Below are 21,907 nucleotides of genomic sequence, written 5' to 3' on the forward strand. Positions count from 1 at the left end.
GAACCCGTCGGAAGTCATGGTCCGGGACATGACCGCGGACAGGTGCGCGCCCGGCCCGCCCGCATCGACCCTGTGACGCATGAAGAAAGCACTGGCCGTCCTGGCCGTGGCCTTGGCCTGCGCGGGAATCGTCGTCGTGCTCACCGGCCGGGCGCAGGGCCTGGAATGGACCAGGGTCGCGCTCGCGGGGGAGTGCCGCTGCGCGGACGGCAGCGAGTTCGCCGTCTGGGAACGGCGCGCCGACCTGGCCAAGGTCGTGCTCTTCCTCAACGGCGGCGGTGTCTGCTGGGACGCGACGACCTGCGCGTTGACCGGCGACCACGGCGAGAACGACTTCTACGACTGGAGCCTGCGGGGCACCGAACCAGAGAACCGCAGCGGCATGTTCGACGTCACCAGGTCCGACAACCCGTTCGCCGGATTCTCGTTCATCTACCTGAGCTCCTGCACGGGCGACGCCCATCTGGGCAACACGTCGCAGGTCTACTCGCCGACCCTCACCGTCGAGCATCGCGGCTTCGTCAACGGCACGGCGGCGCTCACCTACCTGGCCGCGCAGTATCCCGGCGCCGCGCAGGTGGTCGTCGTCGGCAAGACCGCCGGGTCGGTCGCCGCGCCGCTCTACGGCGGTCTCGTCGCCGACCGGCTTCCCAACGCGAAGGTCACCGTCCTCGGCGCCCAGTCCGGCGCGTGGCCGGACCACCCCGACTTCAACACCGACATCCTCGGCGCCCGGTGGGGCGCCTACGCCGCCATGCCCGACTGGCCGAAGCAGGGTCTCGCCGTCCGGGACTGGGGCGTCCCCAAGTTCTGGACCCGGGCCGCCGCGCACCACCCGGACCTGGTGCTCGCCCGGTTCGACTTCGCCTACGACCCGCACGCCACATCGGAGCTGACCAGGTGGTCCGACGGGGACCTGCTCGCCACGATCGACCGCAACGAGGCGGCCATCGAGGCCACCGGGGTGCGCCTGCACAGCTACACCGCGCCCGGCGCCGACCACCAGATCTTCGAGCCGGACCGGTTCTACACCCTGAAGGTGAAGGGCATCCGGCTGGTCGACTGGATCACCGCGCTGGTCGACGGCAAGAAGCCCGCCGACGTCCACTGCGACGCCTGCGCCGGTTAAGGTGGGGCCGTGGGGCTGGCGGAGCGCATCGAGGCGACCTGGGCCGAGGCGGACCGCGACGCACCGGAGCCGACCCTGACCCGGTTCCGCGCGCTGCTCGACGAGCACCCGGACGACGTCGCCGCCCTCTATGCCCATGCCTGCGCCCTGGACTTCGCCGGTCACCCGGCCGAAGCCGCTCCAGCCTACGAGCGTGCCTTCGCCGCCGGCCTGACCGGAGCGGAGCTGAAGGCCGGGCTGTTGCAGTACGGCAGCACCCTGCGCAACCTCGGCCGCCTCGACGAGGCGACCTCGGCGCTGTTCGACGCGGACCGTCGCTTCCCCGGCGACGCCGCCGTCACCGTCTACCTCGCCCTCGCCCTGCTCAGCGCCGACCAGTCCGGCGAGGCCGTCCGGCGGCTGGTCGACCTGGCCCTCGACCGGATCGACGACCCGGGCCTGCGCCGCTACCAGTGGGCGCTGCGGCGCTACGCGGCGGCCCTCACCGACGACGACGGACAGCATCCGTGAGGCTGCCCGCCGGTCGCGACGCCGTCACGGCTCTCGGCGCGGTGGCGGTCGCGGTCCTGCTCTCCGTGCAGGCGGGCACCTCGCAGGGCGACGCCCGGACCCTGGACGTCTGGGGTTACGCGCTCGTCGTCCTTGCGGCGGGTGTACTGGCATGGCGGCGCGCGGCCCCCGTCACCGCTCTGGCCGTCAGCGTGGCGGCGAACGCCGCGTACCTGCTCGCCGGGTATCCGTACGGCCCGAGCCTGCTCTGCGTCGGCTGGGCGATGTTCGAGGTCGCGTGGCGCCGCCCGATCCGCCGGTCCGCACTCCTCGCTGCCGTGGCCGCCGTGACGTCGGTGGCCGCCGTGCTGCCCCGGCTCGTCGGCGAGCTGGACATCCTCGCCCTCGGCCTGGTGCTGTGGGGTGCGTGCTGGCTGGCGGTGCCGTGGTCGCTGGGCGCGCTGCTGCACGTGCGGGCCGCCGCCCGGGCGGAGCTGCTGGCCCGGGTGGCCCTCGAGGAACGGGTCCGGATCTCCCGCGAGGTCCACGACGTCGCCGGCCACGGGTTCGCGGTGATCGCCATGCAGGCCGGCGTCGCCCTCGTCGTGCTCGACGAGCAGCCGGAGCAGGCCCGCGCGTCCCTGGAAGGCATCCGCGCCACGGCGACCGCCGCGCTCGGCGACCTGCGCCAGGTCCTCGACGAACGCCGGTCTGCGGTGGCCCCGGACCTGGCGGCGTTGGTGGCCCGGGCCAGGGCCGCCGGACTCCCGGTCGAGCTGACCAGCACCGCCGGTGACCTGCCCGCCGCCGTGCAGGACATCGTCTACCAGGTGGTCCGCGAGTCCCTGACGAATGTCATCCGGCACGCCGGCCCGACCACCGCCGCCGTGGTCGTCGCCCGCGAACCGGGCGCCGTCACCGTCACCGTCACCGACCGCGGCACCGGCCCGGCGGACGTCGTGCCGGGGCGCGGACTGGCAGGGCTGCGTTCGCGGGTCGAGGCCGCCGGAGGATCGTTCACGGCGGCGGGACTCGAGGCAGGAGGCTTCGAAGTACACGCGAAACTCCCATTGAACGGAGAGCCCGCATGATCCGCGTCGCGCTCGCGGACGACCAGGCACTCGTCCGCATGGGCCTGCGGGTGCTGATCTCCCGCGAACCGGATCTGGCCCTCGTCGGCGAGGCAGCTGACGGCCACGAAGCCCTCGCCCTCGTCCGCCGGACACACCCCGACGTGGTGCTGCTCGACATCCGGATGCCCGGCCCGGACGGGCTGCGGGTGCTGCGCGACATCACCGGCGACCCGTCGCTGGCCGCCACCCACGTGGTCATCGTGACGACGTTCGAGACCGACGAATACGTCCTGGACGCGGTCCGCGACGGCGCCAGCGGCTTCGTGCTCAAGGACGCCGAGCCCGCCGACCTGGTCCGCGCGATCCGGGCCGCCGCCAACGGCGACGCGCTGCTGTCCCCGTCGGTGACCCGCCGCCTGGTCGAACTGGTCGGCCGGCGCGTCCCGGGCAGCAGCGCCGACGTGCCGGCCATGGACACGCTGACCGAGCGGGAACGGGAGATCGTCGCCTGGGTCGCGACCGGCCGCTCCAACGACGAGATCGCCGCCGAGCTGTTCATCAGCCCGGCGACGGTCCGCACCCACGTGGGCCGGGCGATGCTGAAGCTCAGCGCCCGGGACCGTGCCCAGCTGGTGGTGTTCGCGGTCCGGGCCGGCCTGACGATCCCGCGCGCCTGACCGCCACCGACCCGGCGCCGATCGCGATCAGCACCCCGGCCAGCTGGATCGCCTGACCGGCGGCGACGCTCGCCCCGTGCTGCCCGGTGAGGTTCGGCCAGCCGGTCGGGCTGATCGCCCACCCGACGGCGACGAACAACCCGAGGAACACCCCGACGGCGGGCGCCCAACGCCACCGGGCCACGCTCACGAACACCGCACCCGCCAGGAGGATTACGACTCCCGGCGGCACGGCCACCGGGAACTCCACCCCCGCCGCCCACAACACCGCAATCCCGGCCGCCCCGAGGATGAGGCCACCGACCGTCACCGCCCGCGAAGTCATAGTCATGTACCGCAGCCTTGCCGCCGCGGCGCCCGGCCGCGTCCACGTGCGCGCTGATGCGCCGTACGAAGATCTACGTACTCCGGATTCGCCCGCAGGCGGATGTTCCTGCACCCCGAATCCGCAACGCTGCAGGCATGCGGAGACGAGCGGCCTGGGTCCTGCTGTTCGTGGCGATCATTTTCGGTCTGGTGCTCAGCTTCCCGTACCTGACCGGAGGCAGCCGCCTCGACGTGCCCGGCGGGCCCCACTACTGGGTGCTGGTCGCGCACGTCCTCACCGCGACGGTGGCGCTGATCGTCGGGCCCGCCCAGTTCATCGCCCGGATCCGGGCGCGTCGCCGGGTGCACCGGACGCTCGGCCGGATCTACCTCCTCGGCGGGGTGCTGCCGGCCGGGGTGACCGCGATCCCGGTGGCCCTGTGGTCGGGCCACCTGCTGACGCAGGTCAGCCTGACCACCGCGGCCGCGCTCTGGCTGGTGACGGGCGCACTCGCGTACCGTGCCGCCCGCCGCCGCGACTTCGCCGCCCACCGGCGGTGGATGCTGCGCAACTACGCCCTGACGTTCCTGGCGGTGACGTCCCGCGTTCTCGTGCCGTTGCTGCTGCTGTCGCGGATCCCGTTCGGTGGGCCGGGCGTCGGCTCGATCGGCGAGGACGCCCCGTTGATGATCCCGATCGGTCAGACCCTTGGCTGGATCATCAACCTGGCCCTGGTCGAACTCCTCATCCGCCGCCATCGGCTTTCGGGACGGCGGTCCGACACGAAGATGGGACGACAAGAGTGAATGCCGACGTCCGGGTGTTTCTGGGGATCGTGTTCGGGCTGCCGTGGGTACTGTGGGTGTTCGAGCAGGTCACCGGCGTGCGGGTGCTCTTCTTCGCGGCGATGCTTTCGGTCGCGGTCGCGACCTGGGCAGCGGCCCGCTATGTGTGGCGGCCGGCGAACGTCGCCGAGGCGACCGCGTTGGTTCCGGTCCATCCGATCCGGCGGACGATCGGGTACTGCCTGCTCGCCTTCGTGCTGTTCATCGCGATGTCGGCGATGGCTGTCGCACTCAATGCGGTGACCGGGTTGTATCCGGCCGACCTGGACGGATTGTCGGCGCTGCGCGACGTCTACGGCCCGGAGACCGTCGGTCAGGCCGGTGTCCCGTGGGAACTGATCGGGCAGGCTTTCGCCGCCAACCTGGCGCAGTTCGCGTTGATCCTGCCGCTGGCGTTCTGCGAAGAGTGGGGCTGGCGTGGCTATCTGCTGAACCGGCTTCGCGAGCGGATGGGCACGTGGCCCGCACTCGTCCTGATCGGCGTGATCTGCGGAGTGTGGCACCTGCCGTTCTACGTCGGGCCGTGGTTCTCAATGAGCGGGGGCGCGCTGCGCTCCCTGCTGCCGTTCACGATCTTCTGTGTGTTCTTCGTAATGGTGCTCGGGTGGCTGCGGCTGGCCGCCGGGTCGATCTGGCCCGCGGTGGTAGGACACGCGGTCAACAACACCGTCGTCTTCGGGTTCGTGCAGGTCGTGGTCGCCGACAAAGCGGCCGAGCCGAGGATTGACGGCTGGTTGACGGGGCTCAGCGGCTGGCAGGGCTGGCTGATCATGCTGATCCCGGTCGCGGTGCTTGCCGCGCGTGCGCGAACGTCCCGGGAGGTTGCCGGTGCGGATCACCAGCGGTGACGCGACCTCAGCCGGAATCGACGTCCGTGGCGGGCCGGGCGTCGGTTCGATCGGCGTATTGACGTCCACCCCCGTCGTCGGCAGGCTCGGAAGGAGCAGGACGCGGCACAGTGAAGGGAGCTTGGTGCGGTTCTTCATCAGCCACGGCGCGCACACCGCCGACGCCGCCCGCCCGCTTGGGCTCTGACTTGAGCGCCCCGATCATCGGCGGTCTCCCGGTGCGCTCCCGCAACTTCACCGGCCGCCACGCCGTCCTCGCCCGGATGGAAGACGCGCTGCGCATCGGCAGCCGGGCGTCCATCCTCCCGCACACCCTGCACGGCATGGGTGGCGTGGGCAAGACCCAGGTCGTCGTCGAGTACGTCTACCGCCACCTCGACGAGTACGACATCGTCTGGTGGATTCCGGCCGAGCAGACCGCGACGGTGCTCCACTCGCTCGGCGAGCTGGCCCAGCGACTCGGCCTGCCCAGATCGGAGGACCTGCAGCGTGACGCCCGCACGGTGCTCGACGCGTTGGCCGACGAGCACCTGGCCTGGCTGCTCGTCTACGACAACGCCGATGATCCGGCCGTCTTGGACCAGTTCATTCCGTCCGTCGGTGGCCACGTCCTGATCACGAGCCGCAACCAGGATTGGGCATCGATCGGCACGGCCATCGAGGTCGACGTCCTCGATCGGGCCGAAAGCATCGAACTGCTCCACAGGCGCACCCGCCGCAACAATGGCACCAACAGCTTCAGCGCGGCCGAGGCCGGCGAACTCGCCGAGAAGCTCGGCGACCTGCCGCTTGCCCTGGAACAGGCGGCGGCCTGGCTCACGGCGACCGCCATGCCGGTGCGGGAATACATCGAACTGCTCGACGGCCGAGTGGACCAGCTGTTGTCCGAGGGCAAACCCGCGAGCTATCCGCTGACGGTCGCCGCCTTCGTCGCGCTCGCCGCCGAGCGATTGCGGTCCGATACGCCCGCGACGGCGCAGCTGCTGGAACTGTTCGCCTTCCTCGGCAGCGAACCAGTCGCGGTCTCCCTCCTGCGGTCCGGTCAGCGGCCTGGGCTCACCGAGCCGCTCAGGTCCCTGCTGGGCGAGCTGATCCCGATGAACCGTGCGATCCGGGAGCTGAACCGGTATGGGCTGGTGAAGGTCGACGCGAGCCAGCGCATCCAGGTCCACGGCCTGATCCGGCGGGTGATGCGAGACCAGATGACCCCGGAGACGAGCGAGGCAACACTGCGCAACGTGCGGCTGCTCCTGGCCGCCGCAAACCCCGGCGACCCCGACGAGATCGGTGATTTCGCCCGGCAGGCGGCCCTCGGCCCGCACATCGAGCCCGCCGACCTGATCAACGCGGACGACATGCATGCGCGGCAGGTCGTCCTCGACCACATCCGCTACCTGTTCCTCATCGGTGACTACGAGAACAGCCGATATCTTGCGCAGCGGACAGCGCAGGCATGGAGCGCCGACGCCCGCCTCGGTCCGGACGACCCGCTGACGCTTCGGGCGCAGGCGCGCCTCGCCGAGGCCCGCCGGGCGCTGGGCGACAGCAGTGCGGCCGCGGAGCTCACCATCGACATCTTCAACCGGATGCGGGACAGCCCGACCCTCGGTCCTGGGCACGAATTCACGCTCATCACCGGCATCCAGATCGGCCACGACCTGCGCATCTCCGGCCTGTACCACGAGGCGCTGCGGTTCGACCGGGAGTCCGTCGAGAGGTTCGTCGAGGTGTTCGGTCCGCGCGACCAGTACACGCTGCGCGCGATGGCCGGCCTGGCCACCGATCATCGCCTGGTCGGCGACTTCGCCGAGGCGCTGCGCATCGACCAGGAGATCGCCGACGCGCGGGCCGACATGGGCTCCGCCGGCTGGCGAACGCTGGTGGCGCAGCTGCAGGTCGCCCGTGACCTGCTCGACCTCGGCGCGTATCAGGACGGCCTGGACCTGGTCGAGCGCGGGCTACCGACGCTGCAGAACACCCTCGCTCCGCGCCACGGCGCCGTGCTGGCAGCGCGCTGCCTCCGGGGGGTACTGCTGCGCAAGACGGGACAATCGGCCGCCGCGTTCGACAGCCTGCGAGAGACCAGCGCGCTGACCACGCAACGTTTCGGGCCGTACCACGAGTACACCCTCGCCGCGCAGGTCAGCCTCGCCAACGCCCTGCGCCAACTCGGCGACGTCAACGTGGCCGGCGAGCAGATCGGCGAGGCCGTGGACCTGTACCGCAGCCACTACGGCACGCGGCATCCGCTGACCCTCATCGCCGAGGTCAACGAGGCCGTCATCTACCGCGCGGCCGGTGATCCCGACCAGGCCAGGGCGATCGACGAGCGGTGCCGGGGCGATCTCGACCTCGTGCTGGGCCCGGACCACCCGGTGACCCTGTGCGCCGCCGCCGCCGTGGCGACCGACCTCGCCCTGGCCGGCGAGCACGCCGCCGCCCGCCAGTTGTCGGAAACGGCGTTCGACCGGTTCCGGATGGTCATGGGTGGCGGGCACGAGGCCAGGGCGGGCGGGGAGCACCCGGATGTGCTGCGTTTCAGGGTCAACCTGGCCAAGGACCTCGGCGACACCGAGCCGGCCGCGCGACTGATGGCCAACTCGCTCGACGGGCTCCGCCGCGCCCTCGGACCGTTCCACCCGGACGTGGCGGCGGCGGAGCGCGGCGACCGCCTCGAGATCGACCTCGAGCCGCCGACGACCTGACATCCCGACCTTGGCTACGCTCGGATCATGCGAGACGTGGCCGCCGAAGCGCTGCACCTGCTGTCCGACCTCGTGGGCATCGACAGCGTCAACCCGGGCCTGGTTCCGGGCGCCGCGGGCGAGGCGGAGATCGTCGAGCACCTCCGCGCACGGCTGCACAAATCGGGCTTCGCCACCACGGTGGTGACGGCACCCGGCCACGAGGATCGCCCCAGCCTGATAGCCGTACCGCCGGGACCGGCGCAGTGGCCGACGGTCGTGCTGAACGGCCACCTCGACACCGTGGGGGTGGCCGGGATGCCGGCGCCGTTCACGCCCCGGCGCGACGGGGACCGGCTCCACGGCCGCGGCGCCGCGGACATGAAGGGCGGCGTCGCGGCGATCGTCGCCGCCGCGGAGTATCTGGTCGCGGCGAAGAAGGCACCGGTCCGCCCGGTGCTCGCGTTGGTGGCCGACGAGGAGGACGCGAGCCTGGGCAGCGAGGCCGTGATCGCCGCGCTCCCCGGGCTCGGGGTCCGGCCCGACGCGTGCCTGATCGCGGAGCCGACCGACCTCGCCCTGACCAGGTCGCTGCGCGGGTTCGCGGTTGTGCGGGTGACCTTCACGGGTCGCGCCGCGCACAGCTCGCAGGCGGACCTCGGCGTCAACGCCGTCACCCACCTCGGTCGGCTGCTGCACGCGGTCGACGAACACGCGGCTGCGGTACGGGCCGTCGGCGGCGACCTGATGGTGACGGTCGTACGTGGCGGTGGGTCACCGTTCGTGGTGCCCGACCACGCCGAGTGCCTGGTCGAGCTGCGCACACCCGCGGGCCGGTCGAGCGCCGCGGCGCTGGACGAGGTGCGCGCCCTGCTCCAGCCTGACTGGGACGCCACCGCCGAACTGGTCGCCCACCGCGACGGCTGGCGGCTCGACGACGCGGGGCCGGCCGCCGACCTGTCCCGCCGGCTCGGCGACGCGCTCGGCACCGGACCGACCTTCGATGCGCCCTATTGGATGGAAGCACCGCTGTGGCAGCGGCTCTGCCCCACCCTGGTGTGCGGACCGTCCGGCGGTGGGCTGCACGCCGTCGACGAGTGGGTCGACCTGCGCCAGGTGCGGGCCCTTGCCGCCGCACTGACAACGGTCCTCCCCACCGCACTGACAACGGTCCTTCCCGGCTGGCGGCCCGATGGCGACTGACCCGCGCGGGCTCCGCGGCGACGCGCCGCTGCTCGATGCCTGGCTGCGCTTCACCGAGCACCCGCCGACACCGTTCACCATCCCCGGCCACAAGCAGCGCAGCGACCTCGTCGGCGACGTGGTCGCCGGTGACGTCCCGCTCTACGCCGGCCTCGACACCATGAAACTCAGCGCCGGCGTCCTCACCGACGCCGAGGCCCGCGCGGCGCGGCTGTGGGGTGCCGACTTCTGCCGCTTCTCCACCGGCGGCGCGACCCACGCCAACCAGGCCGTCGCCCTGGCGCTGGCCGGCGACGGCGACCGGGTCGTCGTGAGCCGCACCCTGCACCGTTCGCTCCTGCTCGGGCTCGTGCTCGCCGGCCTGACCCCCGTGTGGGTGCGCCCCGACGTCGACCCCGCCACCGGCCTCCCACTGGGCGTCGCACCCGCGACCGTCCGGCGTGCCCTGTCCGCCAACCCCGGCGTGCGGGCGGTGTTCGTCGGTGACCCGTCCTACGTCGGCACGGTCGGTGACATCGCCGGCCTGGCCGACGCGGCGCACGACTTCGGTGTGCCCCTGGTCGTCGACGCGGCGTGGGCCGCCCACTTCGGCTTCCATCCCGCGCTGCCCCGACACCCGCTCCAGCTCGGCGCCGACGTGATGGTGACCAGCGCCCACAAGACGCTGCCGGCCTGGAGCCAGGCGGCGCTCGTGCTGGCCCGCACCGACCGCGTCGACCCGGCCCGCCTCGACGCCGGGGTGGAGGCGACCGCGACCACCAGCCCCGCGGGCGCCGTCCTCGCCAGCATCGACGCCGCCCGCGCACTGCTCGACCGCGACGGCCACGCCCTGCTCGGCGACGCCATCACCGCCACCCGAGAGGCGCGCGACCGGCTCCGCGGCATCGACGGCCTCACCGTCCTCGACGGCACCGCGGTCGACCCGCTCAAACTGACCCTGCTCCTGTTCGGCACCGGCGCCGACGGCAACCGCGTCGAGCAGGACCTCCTGGCCGCCGGCCTTCCGGTCGAGTCCGCCGATCGCGACGTCCTCGTCGCCGTCGTCTCGCTCGCCGACACCCCGGACTCTCTTACCCGCCTGACCACGGCCCTGACCGACTCGATCCGGCGACACCGCGGCACACCACGACCGGTCATCGGCCCGGCCGCGTACCGGGTCGAACCGGTCGTCGCGATGCCACCGCGGCAGGCGTTCTTCGCCACCGCCGAGACGGTCCCGATCGACCGGGCCGTCGGACGGGTCTGCGCCGAGCTCATCGCACCGTACCCACCCGGCATCCCGGTCCTCGCCCCCGGCGAGCAGATCACCGCCGACGCCCTCGCCGCCCTCAACCACGCCCGCCTCGCCGGCGTCAGGATCGCCTACGCCGCCGACCCGTCCCTCAACACCCTGCGGGTCACCACGTAGCCGCCGCCCGTTCGGTGCTGGTGCGCTGGTACTCGCCGCCGGCCCTTCGGCTCTTCGTGGGGATCTGTTTCCTGGTGTTCGGCGCGATCGGCATGCTCGTCCTGATGGCGTCGGTTGTGCCGTCGTGGCAGGCGACGCACGGCGGTGGCCGGACCGGAACCCTCACGCTCACCGAGTTCAAGGGATGCAACCGGTTCGAGCCACCGAAGCAGCGGTGTGGGTGGTACGGCGACTTCGTCAGCGATGACGGCACCGTCGTCGACAGCCGCCAGCGGTTGGTCGGAGGGCTGCCGAAGGGTGCGAAGGCCGGGGAGACGCTGCGCGCCCGGGACGTCGGGACCCCCGGGCAGATCTACCAGCTCGACGACACCGAGAGCTTCGGGGAGACGGTCAATTCCTCGCCGGCCTCACGGGGGTGTTCGTCGTCGGTTTGGTGCTGAGCCGGCCATGGCGGCTCAGGCCATGGCTCAGGTCGAGGTCCAGCCGACCCACGTGATCTCGCAGAACCGGCGTTACAGGAGTTTGTACGCCCACGTGACGGTGCACCATGTCCGCGGCGGCCGGACCCTCGAGCCGTCGAGGCGCTCGACCACCGGCTGGGTGCCCTCGAACCAGAGCTGCTCGCCGGCGCGGAGGAAGAGCGCGCGGTCGAGCGTGACCACGACGCAGCTGTCGTTGACCATGATCTCCCGGATCATCAGGGCCTTCGGAGCGGTGATCCGGTTGCCGAAGAGCTGCATGCGCCGATGATCGCACGGCGCGGCCGGCGGCGTTGCCGGCGTGGTGTTTGACGGAATCCGGTCCGTGCCAGCAGACTGGCGACGGCACACTGCTCGACAGCGAGGTGGTCGATGTCATCGGACACCCCTGAGGTGGCCCAGCTGCTCGCCGACGACGGCTTCGCCGGACGGCTGGCCGAGCTGGCGGGTTCGCTCGGGCGGGACCGGGGCGAGGTGACCGCCGAGGCCGCCGGCTACCTGCGCGAGATGGGCGCGATGCACAGCGCGCAGGCGATGCGCACCTGGTCGAAGTTCACGACGTGGATGTTCCGCGCGCACGAGCTGCTCGTGGACGAGGAGGCCGCGCGCCGACTGCAGGGGCTGGACCAGAAGTACTCGCTGTTGTTCCTGTTCTCCCACCGGTCCTACCTGGACGGTGCGGCGGTGCCGGTGGCGTTGGAGCGGCACGGGCTCAGCCCGGCGTTCACGCTGGGCGGGGCCAACCTGAGCTTCTTTCCCGTCAACCATCTCGCGCGCCGCTCGGGGATCGTCTACATCCGCCGGTCGACGCAGGACCTGCCGGTCTACAGGCTGACGCTGCGCGCGTACATCGGCCAACTGATCCGCAACCGGCAGAACCTCAGCTGGTCCATCGAGGGTGGCCGGACCCGCACGGGCAAGCTGCGTCCGCCGACCTACGGCATCCTGCGCTACGTGGTGGACGCGATCGACGCCGCCCCGGACACCGAGGCGCTCATCGTGCCGGTGTCCATCGTCTACGAGCAGCTGCACGAGGTCGGCGCGATGACCGCGGAGGCGCGCGGGGCGCGGAAACGGCCCGAGGACGTGCGCTGGCTGGTCAACTTCGCCCGGCTGCAGAAGCACCGGCTGGGCCGGGCATACCTGGACTTCGGTGAGCCCGTCCCGCTGCGCGAGCGGATGGCCGAGCTGCGCGACGACCAGCAGGGGCGGCACGTCGTCGAGCGGATCGCCCTGGACGCGTCGCACCGCATCAACCAGGCGACCCCGGTCACCGTCACCGCCGTCGTCTGCCTCGCGATGCTGGCCGCCGACCGGGCGCTGACCCTGGACGGGGTGTTGCAGACCGTCGCGCCGATGGCGACCTACATCGCATCCCGGCGCTGGCCGGTGGCGGGGGCGGCGGACCTCACCGACCGGGACACGGTCGGCCGCACGCTGCGGGAGCTGGTCGCCTCGGGGGTGCTGACGAGCTACGACGGCGGCACCGAGCCGGTGTGGGTGATCGGCCCGGGTCAGCACCTGGTGGCCGCGTTCTACCGCAACACCGCGATCCACCTGCTGGTCGACCGGGCGATCGGGGAGCTGGCCCTGGTCGCCGCGGCCGAAGGCGGCCCGGACGGCCTGGAGACGGCGACCGGGGAGGCGCTGCGGCTGCGGGACCTGCTGAAGTTCGACTTCTTCTTCGCCAGTCGCCGCGCCTTCGCCGAGCAGATGGGGCTGGAGCTGGCCATCATCGAGCCGGGCGACGCCGACACGTTGCGCGAGTTCACGCCGGACGACGCACGCCAGTGGCTGCAACAGGGCCGGCCGCTGGTCGCCCCGCTGGTGCTGCGGCCGTTCCTGGACGCCTACCACCTGGTGGCCGACCGGCTCGCCGCCTGGGAGGACGAGACGTTCGACGAGTCCCGGTTCCTCGACGAGTGCCTGCGCGTCGGCCGGCAGTGGGCGTTGCAGGGGCGGCTGGCCAGCGAGGAGTCGGTGTCGCTGGAGCTGTTCAAACCGGCGCTGCAGCTGGCCCGGCACCGCGGGCTCCTGGACGCGGGCACCCCAGAGGTGCGGCAGCGCCGGGCGGACTTCCACGACGAGCTGCGCGAGTCCGTCCGCCGGGCGACCGTGGTCGCCGAGCTGGTGCGTCAGCCGCCCGGATAACGGCGGTCATCCGACGACCCTGGTCCCCGGCGTGTCGCCCGGCAGCTGGCCCATGTCGGTGTCCAGGACGTGCAGGGGAGTGCTCGCGATCGTCACGCCGCCGGAGGTGTACGCGGTGACGACGGCTGGGTTGCCCGGTGGGACGGTGGTCGTGCCGGCTCCGGACGCGTCCAGTGGCACCGGCGCGGGGGAGCTGCCACCGGCAGTGACGGTGACCGACGCGGCGCCCGGCGGTGCCACCACGACGACCTGGTCGGTCTGGGTGTCCTTGCCCTCGGCGCGCAGCCGCCACCCGATCGGCCGCTCGAAGGCGCCGGCGGCGGGCAGGAGCAGCCGCAGGTCGAACCGCAGCCAGTCGACGCCGCCGTGCATGGCGTACACGATGACACCACCACCGTGCGGTTGGACGCTCAGCAGGGCGGCGGGTTGGCCGTTGACGGTGCCGGTCCACAGCAGCCTGAGGGTCACGTCCTCGACCTCGAGGCGGCTGTCGTTCAGCGCCGTCGATGCGAACCTGAGGAACCTGTCCCGGTCCAGGCCCGGCCCCCGCGCGTCGCGGGCAGCGGCGTCGAGCATCTCGGGGCTCGGATCCGTTCCGCTGCCGAAGCGGCCCGACCAGCCGCCGTCCAGGCCGCCCTCGAAGGAGACGGCGCCGTCGACGGTGATCCGGGTCGCGAGCCGCGGCGGTCCGCCGGCCGGCAGCTCGGCCACGGCCACGCCGCTGCCGTCGGCGGAGGTCGCGAGGAGCTTGCGGTCCACGGTGCCCGCCGCGGAGTACGTGGCGCCGCCGCTGATCGTCACCGTCGACCCCGGAGGTCCGACGACGACCGCCACACCGCCACGGTCGGCCGAGCCGTGCAGCAGCGTCGCGACCGGAGTGTCCGCGTTCGTGTTCGAGTGCTGCTCCATCTGCTCGGGCGCGGCGCCGGTCGGTCCCGCGTACCAGACCAGCGTCCAGCTCCTGATCACCCCGAAGTGCAGCGGCACCAGGACCAGCGCGAGGCGCATGCCGGGGACGTCGCCGGCGTACACGACGCGGATCGTGCCCCGGTCACCGACCCGCCACCACCCCTCCGGGTCCTGCATGTCCTTGACCTGCCGCCGCAGCCCGTCCTGCCAGGCGACGTCACCGGCGAGGCCGCCTCTGGGCGGGCCCGCCGACAGCCGCGACGGGGCGGCGGCGACCGCGACGCCCGGCATCCAGCCCGGCAGCGGCACCACGTTGCTCTGGATGCCGACCGCGACCAGGAGCAGCCCGGCGACGGCGGACCGGCGGATCCGGCGCTGCCGCCGGTGGCGGGTCTCCCGGGCGGCGAACCGCGGCCACGGGTCCTCCGCCGTGATGGCCTTGGCGGCCTCGTCGGTCAGGGCCGCGCGCAGAGCGGCCGCAACATGCTCGGTCATGCCGTTTCTCCCTGCAGGCGGGCCGGGGCGTTCCCCGGGTACGGGTCGACGTGGTCGCGCAACCGGGCCAGTCCTCGCGACGCCTGGCTCTTCACCGACCCGGTCGAGCAGCCGAGCACCTGGGCGATGTCGGCCTCGCTGAGGTCCTCGAAGTAGCGCAGCACGAGGATGGCCCGGGTCCGCGGGGGCAGCTTCCGCAACGCCACCAGCAGCTGCTGCCTGGTGTCCGCCCGGTCGTACTGGTCCGCCGCCGGCGCCGCGTCGGCCGCCAGCAACGGCACCTCGACGACCCTCCTGCGCCGCCGCCACGAGATCGCGGTGTTGACCATGGCCCGGCGCACGTAGATCTCAGGGGCGTCGGACCGCACGATCCGCCCCCACCGCCGGTGCGACTTCTCCAGCACCGACTGCACGAGATCCTCGGCGGCGCCCCGGTCCCCGGTCAGCAGGTACGCGGTGCGGGTCAGCGGCTCCCACTGCGCCGTGACGAACGCCCGGAACCCGTCATCGTCCATGGAAGGTAAGACGCCTCCCGCGGCGAACAGGTTGAGCGTGCGTTTTTCAGGTGGCTTCTGCGCCGGTCAGCGCTTTGGGCTGGCGCCGTCGCTGCAACTCGTCGCGTTCGGCGTCCGGGATCGTCATCGACTCGGCCAGCACGGCGGCGAGCGCGTCCACCTGCGTACCGTCGATGTCGGCCGGGAACAGCCAGCGGATGTTCTCGTCGCGGGTGATGAGGTCGATCGCCAGACGCCCGTTCTTGTCCTGCGTGGTTGCCGCCCGGACGTAGCGCACCAGGTCGACCGGGATGTCCTGGCGGATCTCGGCCTGCTCGAGGAACGCGTTCGTGCCGGTCGCGATGACGCGGCGATCCGTGACGACGACCAGCGTCCTGTCCTTGGATCCCCCCAGCATGTCCTTGGCCCCGCTGAAGATCGCCGAGATCGTCCCCGGTCCTTCGACCTGCTCCGGGAATCCGAGGACGCGGATGGTCTCGCCGTCGTCGAGGAACCAGCGCAGGATGCGCAGGTACGGCTCCAGCACCAGTGACTTCGGCGCGCAGACCACGTCCGGCGCCACGAGCGGCGGGGCCGGCGGATGCAGCGCGTCGGCGAGCGGCTCGATCGCCTCGAGCAGCCGGGCGGAGGTCTGGCGGGCCGCGGTCGAGTCCTTCCGCATCCCCGGCAGTGTCAGCGTGTCGCGTCCGGGGAGCTCGGCGATGATGCGCAGCTCCCGGGTCAGCGCGTCGACGAGACTCGTCGTCTCGGCGAGCGCGGTGTCCAGCTCCTTGCCGGTGTGCCGCGCGATGGAGTCGACCAGCAGGGCCTCGCCCGCGTCATCGGCAGCGGCGGCTCTCGCCCGCGCGGCATGCAGCGCCTGATAACCGGTCCACGCCTTGACCGAGGACAGCAGGGCGTTCGCGTCGAACACGATCGCCTCGGCGTTCGACTCGAGATATTCGCGGCGGCCACGCGCGTCGAGCTGATGCAGCTGCCGGATGTGCGCGCCGACGTTCAACTGGTACAGGTCGACCTGCGTGCGCAGCTCCGTCTTCTTCCCCGCGACGGTGTCCCACAGCGACGTCGGGACCGACCCGACCTCGCGCGCCTGGTCGACCACGTGATCGATGGTGGCGACGAGCGCCGTCAGCTCGGCCCACTGCCCGTGACGGATGGTCGTGAGCACCTGGCCGGTCATCGCGACGTTGGTCTTGACGAGGCCCGCCACCTCGTTCAACAGCATCTGCAGGGCGACCATGGCCAGCGCCGGCCCGATCGCAGCCGCGCTCTGCGCCGCGCTCACCCGGGACAACGGGATCCAGCGGGCCTGCCCGACGATCCGACCGGGCACCATCACCGCGCCGAGGTTCGCGCCGTCCTTGACGGCAAGCGTCGCGCCGGCTCTCAGCATGGCCTGGGTCGCGTCGCTGATCCGGTACAGCCCCTGCACGCTGGCGAACGCGTTGCCGAGGTTGCCGGTCACGGTCGCCGTGTTGCCGATCGAGGCGAGGAAGGCGGAGATCTGCTCACGGTCACCGGCCGGCACGAGCCCGAAATCGATCAGGTCGAGCTGGAGCTCCGGCGGCACCTTGCCGAAGACCACGGCAATACCCGGGAGCACCTCCGCCAGAACGGTCGCCGCCGGGTCGACGTCCGAGCCGTCCTCGTCAGGCTCGGCGATCTCCATCGCGTCCTGCATACGATCTCCTCCCCGGCGTCGGCTGCCGAAGTGTACGGCCCACCGATTCAGCCGCACGCGGCAATGGGTTCGCGAACCTTAGCGGATCGCAGGTAGTTGGTGGCGCGGTGGAAGTCGAACGCGTGGATCGCGGTCGTGATGTCGGCTTCGACGCCGGCGAAGCTCTGGCCGAGCCCATGCCGCGGAATGGCCACGACGTCCCCTGGGTCGGCGATGTTGAGCCAGCGGCGCACCCTGGGTGGACGGCGGTGCCCGCCGTCGCGGACGACCAGCCGGTCGTGGACCACGCTGGGCATGGCGAGCGGCGAGCCGATGGTGATGAACAGGTCGATCGGGTGGCCGTCGCGCCGCCACAATGCTTCGTACGCCACGACCGAGCCCAACGAATGGGCGACGACGACACGGGGTTGATGCTGATCGACGAGATCGGCGACGCCGGTCACGATGGCGTCCCGCCGCTCCGCGTCGGTGAAGTAGCGGTGGAGCTCGCGAAAGAACCGCTCGACGAACATCTGGGTCAGCCGCTGGTCCAGGCCGTACGTGGTGGCCACCCAGCTCACGACGGCGCGGATCGGTGCGGTGACCATGCCCTGCGGGGTCCGGTCCGGCCAGCCGAGCTCCCGCGCCCAGGCGTAGATGTCCGGCTCCAGTTCGGAGTCCGGCTCGTCGGCGCCGCCCTGAGCGACGCGCGACGGTCGGAGACGGTGCGCGTAGTACGCCATGACCGTCTTGGCCGGAATGTCGCCGAGGGCTGCGGTCCACCATCCGGCGATGGTGGCCGCGGCCTGGTCCGGGTCGACGCCCGGCTGGTGGTTGCCCACCCCGTGGACGCCGAGGATGGTCATGCTCATTCGCGCTGCTCCTTCGTGAACAGGGCGACCTCGTTGCCGTACGCCACGACGATGTCGCCGGTGTCGGTCGCGGTGACGGCCCGCACCTGGTGCGGCAGCGAGAACACGTTGGCCGGTCCGGGCCGGTCCAGATGGTAGGTCCACAGTCCGTTGTCGCCGATCACCGCGACGGGCCGACCGGCCAGCGTGGTGCTCGCGACCGCGTAGATCGCCGATTTGTGCTGTGCCACGACACGGACCTCCCGCATCTGGTCCGGCCGGATGTCCCAGAGCCGGGCCGTTCCGTCGGTGCCGCCGCTGAGGATCATCTGCCGACCGTTGATGACCACGCCGGCGAGCGCGTTCACCACGCCTCGGTGGCCGGTGAGCGGCTCGCCGATCTGGCTGCGGGTGGCAATGTCCCAGAGCCGGACTGTGCCGTCGTCGCTGCCGGAGACGACGATCGGCCCGTCCGGGAGTTCGACGCACAACAGGGCGTGAATCCAGCTTCTATGACCGCGCAGCGACGAGCCGGCGAGGCGAAGGGTGGCCAGATCCAAGATTCCGATCGTGTCGCCGACTGCGGCAGCAACCAGCGTCCGCCCGCTGTGGTGAACACAGGTCACCGCGCGCACCAGTCCGCCGATGCCCGCCAGCTGTCCGGTCATCACACCGGACTGGAGGTCCCACACCCGTAAAGAGTTGTCCTCCGAGCCCGTGACGAGGACTGGCTTGCCTTCGAACCGGGTGCTGGTCATCGCCCGGACGGTTGAGTCGTGGTCCGGGAGCAAATCACCCACCGGGAGACCGATGTCCAGGCTCCACCGGTGAATCCTTCGGTCTACGCCGGCTGTGACGGCCGTCCCTGCGTCCGGCCCGGGGACGACGGCGACGGCACGCAGCGGACGCTCATGTCCCACGCGGACCGACTGGTCCGTCTCGGTCGGCGATGTACTCCACAGACGCACGGTCCGGTCACCGGCACTGACCGCGATGGGGAATCCGTCGAGCTGTGCCGCCGCCACCGCCGAAACTGCGCCGACGTGGCCCGTCATCGCCGCGGTGATCTGCTTTCCTGCCGCCACGTCCCACAGCCGGACCGCGTAGCTGTCGCCGGTGATGGCGACCGGAACTCCGTCGAGATAGGTGTACGCCAGACACTCGAGTGAGCCCCTATGGCCGGTTCCCGCCGGCCCGGTCGGCCGGTTGTCATGGAGATCCCACATCCATACCCGGTCGTGGCTGCAGCAGATGACGACCTGCCGACCGTTGAGTTCGGCACAGGTGATGTCCTTGACCTCATCAATATCGAACTCGTCGCCGATCCGGCTGCACGTGCGCAAATCCCATTTGCTGATCGTCCCTTGCGAAGTTTGGCGGCCTTCTGATGCCACCACCGCGATGGGTACGCCGGCCAACGTCAGACAGCTGATCGCCGTGACGATGCGCGCGTCGTTGCCGAGTCGCAGGTCGGTTCGCTCTCGACTGCGGATGTCCCAGACCACGGCAGCGCCGCGATAGCCGACGACCAGCACCGGACGCCCCTGGACCTGGGCCAGCGCGATGCACGGCGATCGGTAGTACGACGTGGCGTTCACTTCGATGAGCGGCCGTCCATCGGTCAGGTCGTGGATGACGACCAGTCCCGCTGTGCCGCTCGCGACCGCAACCGGCCGACCGTCAACGTGTCCGCAGACCAACCGGCCGATGCTCGGTATGCTCACTTGTATCGAGGACACGAGTTGCGCGGTGCGCATGTCCCACACTCTGATCCAGCCGCTGTCCGTCCCGGCCACGGCCACCGGATGGCCCTCCACTTGCGCGACATCCACGCTCGTCACGACCCCGTCGGGGTTCGTGAACACCGCGCGGGCCGCCGGGGACACCTCGCTGCCGGTCGACCACTGCGGCCACCACACAGGCCGCGGCAGGTTGGCGACCCTGCTCAGCCGGCGAGCGAGTTGCGGCTGACCGTAGCGCACGGCGTTGATCGCTTGGGCGTCGCGCCACGACGCCGCGCGCTCGGGCGACGCGCCCCACCGAGCCGATTCGCGGGTGACGGCGGCGACGGATGCGGCGCGAGCGGTCCGGGCGGAGTTGAACAGCGGCTCCAGCTCCGTGGGTCCCTGGTCCAGGAGCTCGTCGAGCCGGCCCGCGTCGACGGCGTGGCGAGCCAGGTGCCGGCGCACGTAAGGCTCGGCCGCGTCCCACCGCCGGGCGCCGGACTCGTCCTGCGGCGCGCCGACCAGCAACCGGTCGACCAGCGCGTCGAGAGAGTCGTCGTCCCGCCGCAGTTGATCGATGAGGCCCTGGTGGAAGATCCGGTACAGCGTCGTGCCGTCGTCGTCCGGGCTCGACCGCAGATAGAACCGGACCTGCTTCAGCACGACGTCGAACTCGCCGGCGGTCAGGTGGTCGACCTGCTCTGCCGAGTCGGTGTAGATCGGGGCGAGCCGGCGGATCACGCTGGCCGGCATGCCCGCGCCCTGGGCGTGCGCGATGGCGACCAGGACCGGGCGCAGCCACGGCTCGTCCGTCCGGTCGGACAGGTCCATCTCCAGCATTTCCGGGACGCCGCGCGGGACCCGGGCCGCGACCGCGGCGATGCCGGCCTGGCCGATGCCGTCGGGATGGTGCTGCACGAGCCAGTTGGCGAACATCGCGGCCGACAGGAACTCACCGCCCCGGTCCCGGTCCGCATCGGTCAGCGCGGCGGCGACGTGCTGCGCCAGCTCCCGCCGCAGCGCGCGGACCTGGTTCGAGCCGTACGCGGGCGCGAACGCCAGGACGTCGTCGAGGTAGACCGCCAGGTCCGTCCGGAGCTCGTCGATCGGGATCCGGTCCAGATCGAGGAGCCCGTCGCTGTCGGCGGCCAGATCGCGCAGCGGCGCGAACTGGTCCCAGGGCCGCATGCCCACCAGCAGCCGGCAGCCCTGGCGGCCATCGGGCCGGCGGCTCCGCGCGAGCGGCAGGAGCAGGTCCTCGATGATCCCCAGCTGGCCCACGGCCTCATCCAGCGCGTCCACGACGATCAGCGGGGCGGCCGCTCGCCGCAGGACCGCGTCGACGGCGTCCGGGGCCGTGGTCACCGATGCCGACAGGCCGAGCTGGCGGACCAGCGAGGCCACCGTCTCGGCGACGGTCCGTTCTCGCAGATGGATCGCCGCCATGTCGGCGACGCGGTGCGGCGCGAGCTCGCCGAGGTGCTCCCACAGCGGCCGAGTCTCCTCCCGCAGGTGACCGTGCCCGGCGCAGACCACGATGCCGAGCAGCGCCGACTTGCCGGAGCCGGGGCCGCCGGTCACGACACAGATCGAGCCCGTTCCGCCGGCCAGCCAGCGGTTCAGGTGCAGCAGCTGGTTGCTGCGGCCGGTGAAGCAACCGGCGGAGATCCGGTCGTCGACGGCTCGCAGGCCCGATGCCCGGTCGAGGAAGTGCGCCGGGTCCAGCGCCACGTCGAGGTCCAGGAACGGCAGCGCGGCACGGTCCGCGTTGCGTCGTGCCGGGCTCAGCGATCCGGCCAGCGGCGGGCGGCGGTTCGGGAAGAACGGCGGTGACGGGCTGCCGTCCACCGGCGTGCTGCAGACCGTCTGAGCGGCACCGCCCAGCCGGGCCACCTCGCGACGGATGTGCTCCACAACATGCCCGAACGGCACGTAATCCTGGGCCGGATAGAAGTCGATCTCGCCGTCGCCGATCTGCTGCAGCACCCGGCCCGCGGCGACGCTGAAGATGCCGTCATAGGCGAGCCCTTCGCCCGACGTTGCCGCGATCACCCAGGCACGCGTTCCTTGGCCGGCGGCCCGCAACCACTCGAGCCGCGCCGCCGCACCCGCGTGGCAGGTGTCCACCAGGAACAGCGTCGTCGGCCGGGGCTTGTGCGGGAAGTCCTCGATGGCCGCGACCCATCCCGCTACATTGGTCGATTCCTCGTACTCGCCGTCGGGACCGATGACGTACACGCCGCTGGCCGCCAGATGGCCGTGACTGACGACGTACACGACGAGGACGTCGGCGGCTGCTCCGCCGGTGATGGCGGCCCGCACCTGGCCGCCGACCGCGTTCGAATCCGGCAGGGCTTCCGGCGCGACGACATCGCAGTCGTAGCCGAGCCTCGCCAGTGATCGGGCGACGTCCCGCGTCCGGATATGCGCGAACGGCAGCGCCGGCAAAGCGTTTGCGGG

The 21,907-nt window shown here is 71.8% G+C and carries 18 protein-coding genes; 11 read left to right on the plus strand and 7 right to left on the minus strand.

Translation table 11 applies throughout. From position 1 onward, the window contains the following. Positions 1-79: 79 nt before the first annotated feature. From Dsi01nite_RS41930 to Dsi01nite_RS41945, 4 genes are read left to right on the plus strand one after another with little or no spacing between them, the layout of a single operon-like run. Positions 80-1,129, plus strand: a complete 1,050-nt coding sequence (locus tag Dsi01nite_RS41930) for a pectin acetylesterase-family hydrolase (RefSeq protein WP_203851985.1) — start codon at positions 80-82, stop codon at positions 1,127-1,129. Positions 1,130-1,138: 9 nt separating this feature from the next. Next, entirely contained in the window at positions 1,139-1,639 is a 501-nt protein-coding gene (locus tag Dsi01nite_RS41935) for a tetratricopeptide repeat protein (protein ID WP_203851986.1), read from the plus strand. Next, positions 1,636-2,709, plus strand: a complete 1,074-nt coding sequence (locus Dsi01nite_RS41940) for a sensor histidine kinase (protein WP_203851987.1) — start codon at positions 1,636-1,638, stop codon at positions 2,707-2,709. Before Dsi01nite_RS41935 ends, Dsi01nite_RS41940 begins: the two co-directional genes overlap by 4 nt. Next, complete coding sequence (locus Dsi01nite_RS41945; RefSeq protein WP_203851988.1) at positions 2,706-3,368, plus strand: response regulator; 663 nt, start codon at positions 2,706-2,708, stop codon at positions 3,366-3,368. The genes Dsi01nite_RS41940 and Dsi01nite_RS41945 overlap by 4 nt, the downstream gene beginning before the upstream one ends. On the opposite strand, the gene Dsi01nite_RS41950 is transcribed toward Dsi01nite_RS41945, so the two are convergent. Further along, positions 3,298-3,699 carry a hypothetical protein gene (locus Dsi01nite_RS41950; RefSeq protein ID WP_203851989.1) on the minus strand — a complete coding sequence of 134 codons (402 nt, stop codon included), beginning with the start codon at positions 3,697-3,699 and terminating at the stop codon, positions 3,298-3,300. The two genes, Dsi01nite_RS41945 and Dsi01nite_RS41950, sit on opposite strands and share 71 nt — an antisense overlap. Before the next feature lie 131 nt (positions 3,700-3,830). Here Dsi01nite_RS41950 and Dsi01nite_RS41955 point away from each other — a divergent pair, with 131 nt between their 5' ends. The 6 genes from Dsi01nite_RS41955 (at position 3,831) to Dsi01nite_RS41980 (ending at position 11,103) form a co-directional block, all read left to right on the plus strand. Next, complete coding sequence (locus Dsi01nite_RS41955) at positions 3,831-4,481, plus strand: DUF2306 domain-containing protein (protein ID WP_203851990.1); 651 nt, start codon at positions 3,831-3,833, stop codon at positions 4,479-4,481. Continuing rightward, positions 4,478-5,368, plus strand: coding sequence for a CPBP family intramembrane glutamic endopeptidase (locus Dsi01nite_RS41960; RefSeq protein WP_203851991.1), 891 nt, complete (start codon positions 4,478-4,480; stop codon positions 5,366-5,368). Before Dsi01nite_RS41955 ends, Dsi01nite_RS41960 begins: the two co-directional genes overlap by 4 nt. A 188-nt stretch (positions 5,369-5,556) precedes the next feature. Further along, positions 5,557-8,073: an FxSxx-COOH system tetratricopeptide repeat protein gene (gene fxsT, locus Dsi01nite_RS41965; protein ID WP_203851992.1), complete on the plus strand. Its 2,517-nt coding sequence runs from the start codon at positions 5,557-5,559 to the stop codon at positions 8,071-8,073. Between the two features lie 27 nt (positions 8,074-8,100). Then, the gene (locus Dsi01nite_RS41970; RefSeq protein WP_203851993.1) at positions 8,101-9,255 is read left to right on the plus strand and encodes a M20 family metallopeptidase; all 1,155 of its coding nucleotides are present in this window, start codon (positions 8,101-8,103) and stop codon (positions 9,253-9,255) included. Further along, positions 9,245-10,663: an aminotransferase class I/II-fold pyridoxal phosphate-dependent enzyme gene (locus Dsi01nite_RS41975; RefSeq protein ID WP_203851994.1), complete on the plus strand. Its 1,419-nt coding sequence runs from the start codon at positions 9,245-9,247 to the stop codon at positions 10,661-10,663. Before Dsi01nite_RS41970 ends, Dsi01nite_RS41975 begins: the two co-directional genes overlap by 11 nt. 14 nt (positions 10,664-10,677) lie before the next feature. Next, complete coding sequence (locus tag Dsi01nite_RS41980) at positions 10,678-11,103, plus strand: hypothetical protein (RefSeq protein WP_203851995.1); 426 nt, start codon at positions 10,678-10,680, stop codon at positions 11,101-11,103. 72 nt (positions 11,104-11,175) lie between these two features. Here Dsi01nite_RS41980 and Dsi01nite_RS41985 read toward each other — a convergent pair whose 3' ends face one another. Beyond that, a complete protein-coding gene (locus Dsi01nite_RS41985) occupies positions 11,176-11,403 on the minus strand; it encodes a hypothetical protein (RefSeq protein WP_203851996.1) in 228 nt (75 codons plus the stop codon). A 111-nt stretch (positions 11,404-11,514) separates the two neighbouring features. On the opposite strand from Dsi01nite_RS41985, the gene Dsi01nite_RS41990 reads away from it, so the two are divergent. Further along, positions 11,515-13,293, plus strand: a complete 1,779-nt coding sequence (locus tag Dsi01nite_RS41990) for a lysophospholipid acyltransferase (protein WP_203851997.1) — start codon at positions 11,515-11,517, stop codon at positions 13,291-13,293. Positions 13,294-13,299: 6 nt separating this feature from the next. Here the strand turns inward: Dsi01nite_RS41990 and Dsi01nite_RS41995 are convergent, their stop codons facing one another. The 5 genes from Dsi01nite_RS41995 to Dsi01nite_RS42015 are packed head-to-tail and all read right to left on the minus strand — an operon-like array spanning position 13,300 to position 21,895. Next, the gene (locus Dsi01nite_RS41995) at positions 13,300-14,697 is read right to left on the minus strand and encodes a hypothetical protein (RefSeq protein WP_203851998.1); all 1,398 of its coding nucleotides are present in this window, start codon (positions 14,695-14,697) and stop codon (positions 13,300-13,302) included. Further along, positions 14,694-15,212, minus strand: a complete 519-nt coding sequence (locus Dsi01nite_RS42000) for a SigE family RNA polymerase sigma factor (RefSeq protein ID WP_203851999.1) — start codon at positions 15,210-15,212, stop codon at positions 14,694-14,696. Before Dsi01nite_RS42000 ends, Dsi01nite_RS41995 begins: the two co-directional genes overlap by 4 nt. 46 nt (positions 15,213-15,258) lie before the next feature. Continuing rightward, positions 15,259-16,893, minus strand: a complete 1,635-nt coding sequence (locus Dsi01nite_RS42005) for a hypothetical protein (protein WP_203852000.1) — start codon at positions 16,891-16,893, stop codon at positions 15,259-15,261. A 47-nt stretch (positions 16,894-16,940) separates the two neighbouring features. Then, a complete protein-coding gene (locus tag Dsi01nite_RS42010; protein ID WP_203852001.1) occupies positions 16,941-17,744 on the minus strand; it encodes an alpha/beta hydrolase family protein in 804 nt (267 codons plus the stop codon). Beyond that, positions 17,741-21,895 carry a hypothetical protein gene (locus tag Dsi01nite_RS42015; protein WP_203852002.1) on the minus strand — a complete coding sequence of 1,385 codons (4,155 nt, stop codon included), beginning with the start codon at positions 21,893-21,895 and terminating at the stop codon, positions 17,741-17,743. The genes Dsi01nite_RS42010 and Dsi01nite_RS42015 overlap by 4 nt, the downstream gene beginning before the upstream one ends. Positions 21,896-21,907 lie beyond the last annotated feature (12 nt).

This window comes from Dactylosporangium siamense (assembly GCF_016862795.1).
Classification (GTDB): domain Bacteria; phylum Actinomycetota; class Actinomycetes; order Mycobacteriales; family Micromonosporaceae; genus Dactylosporangium; species Dactylosporangium siamense.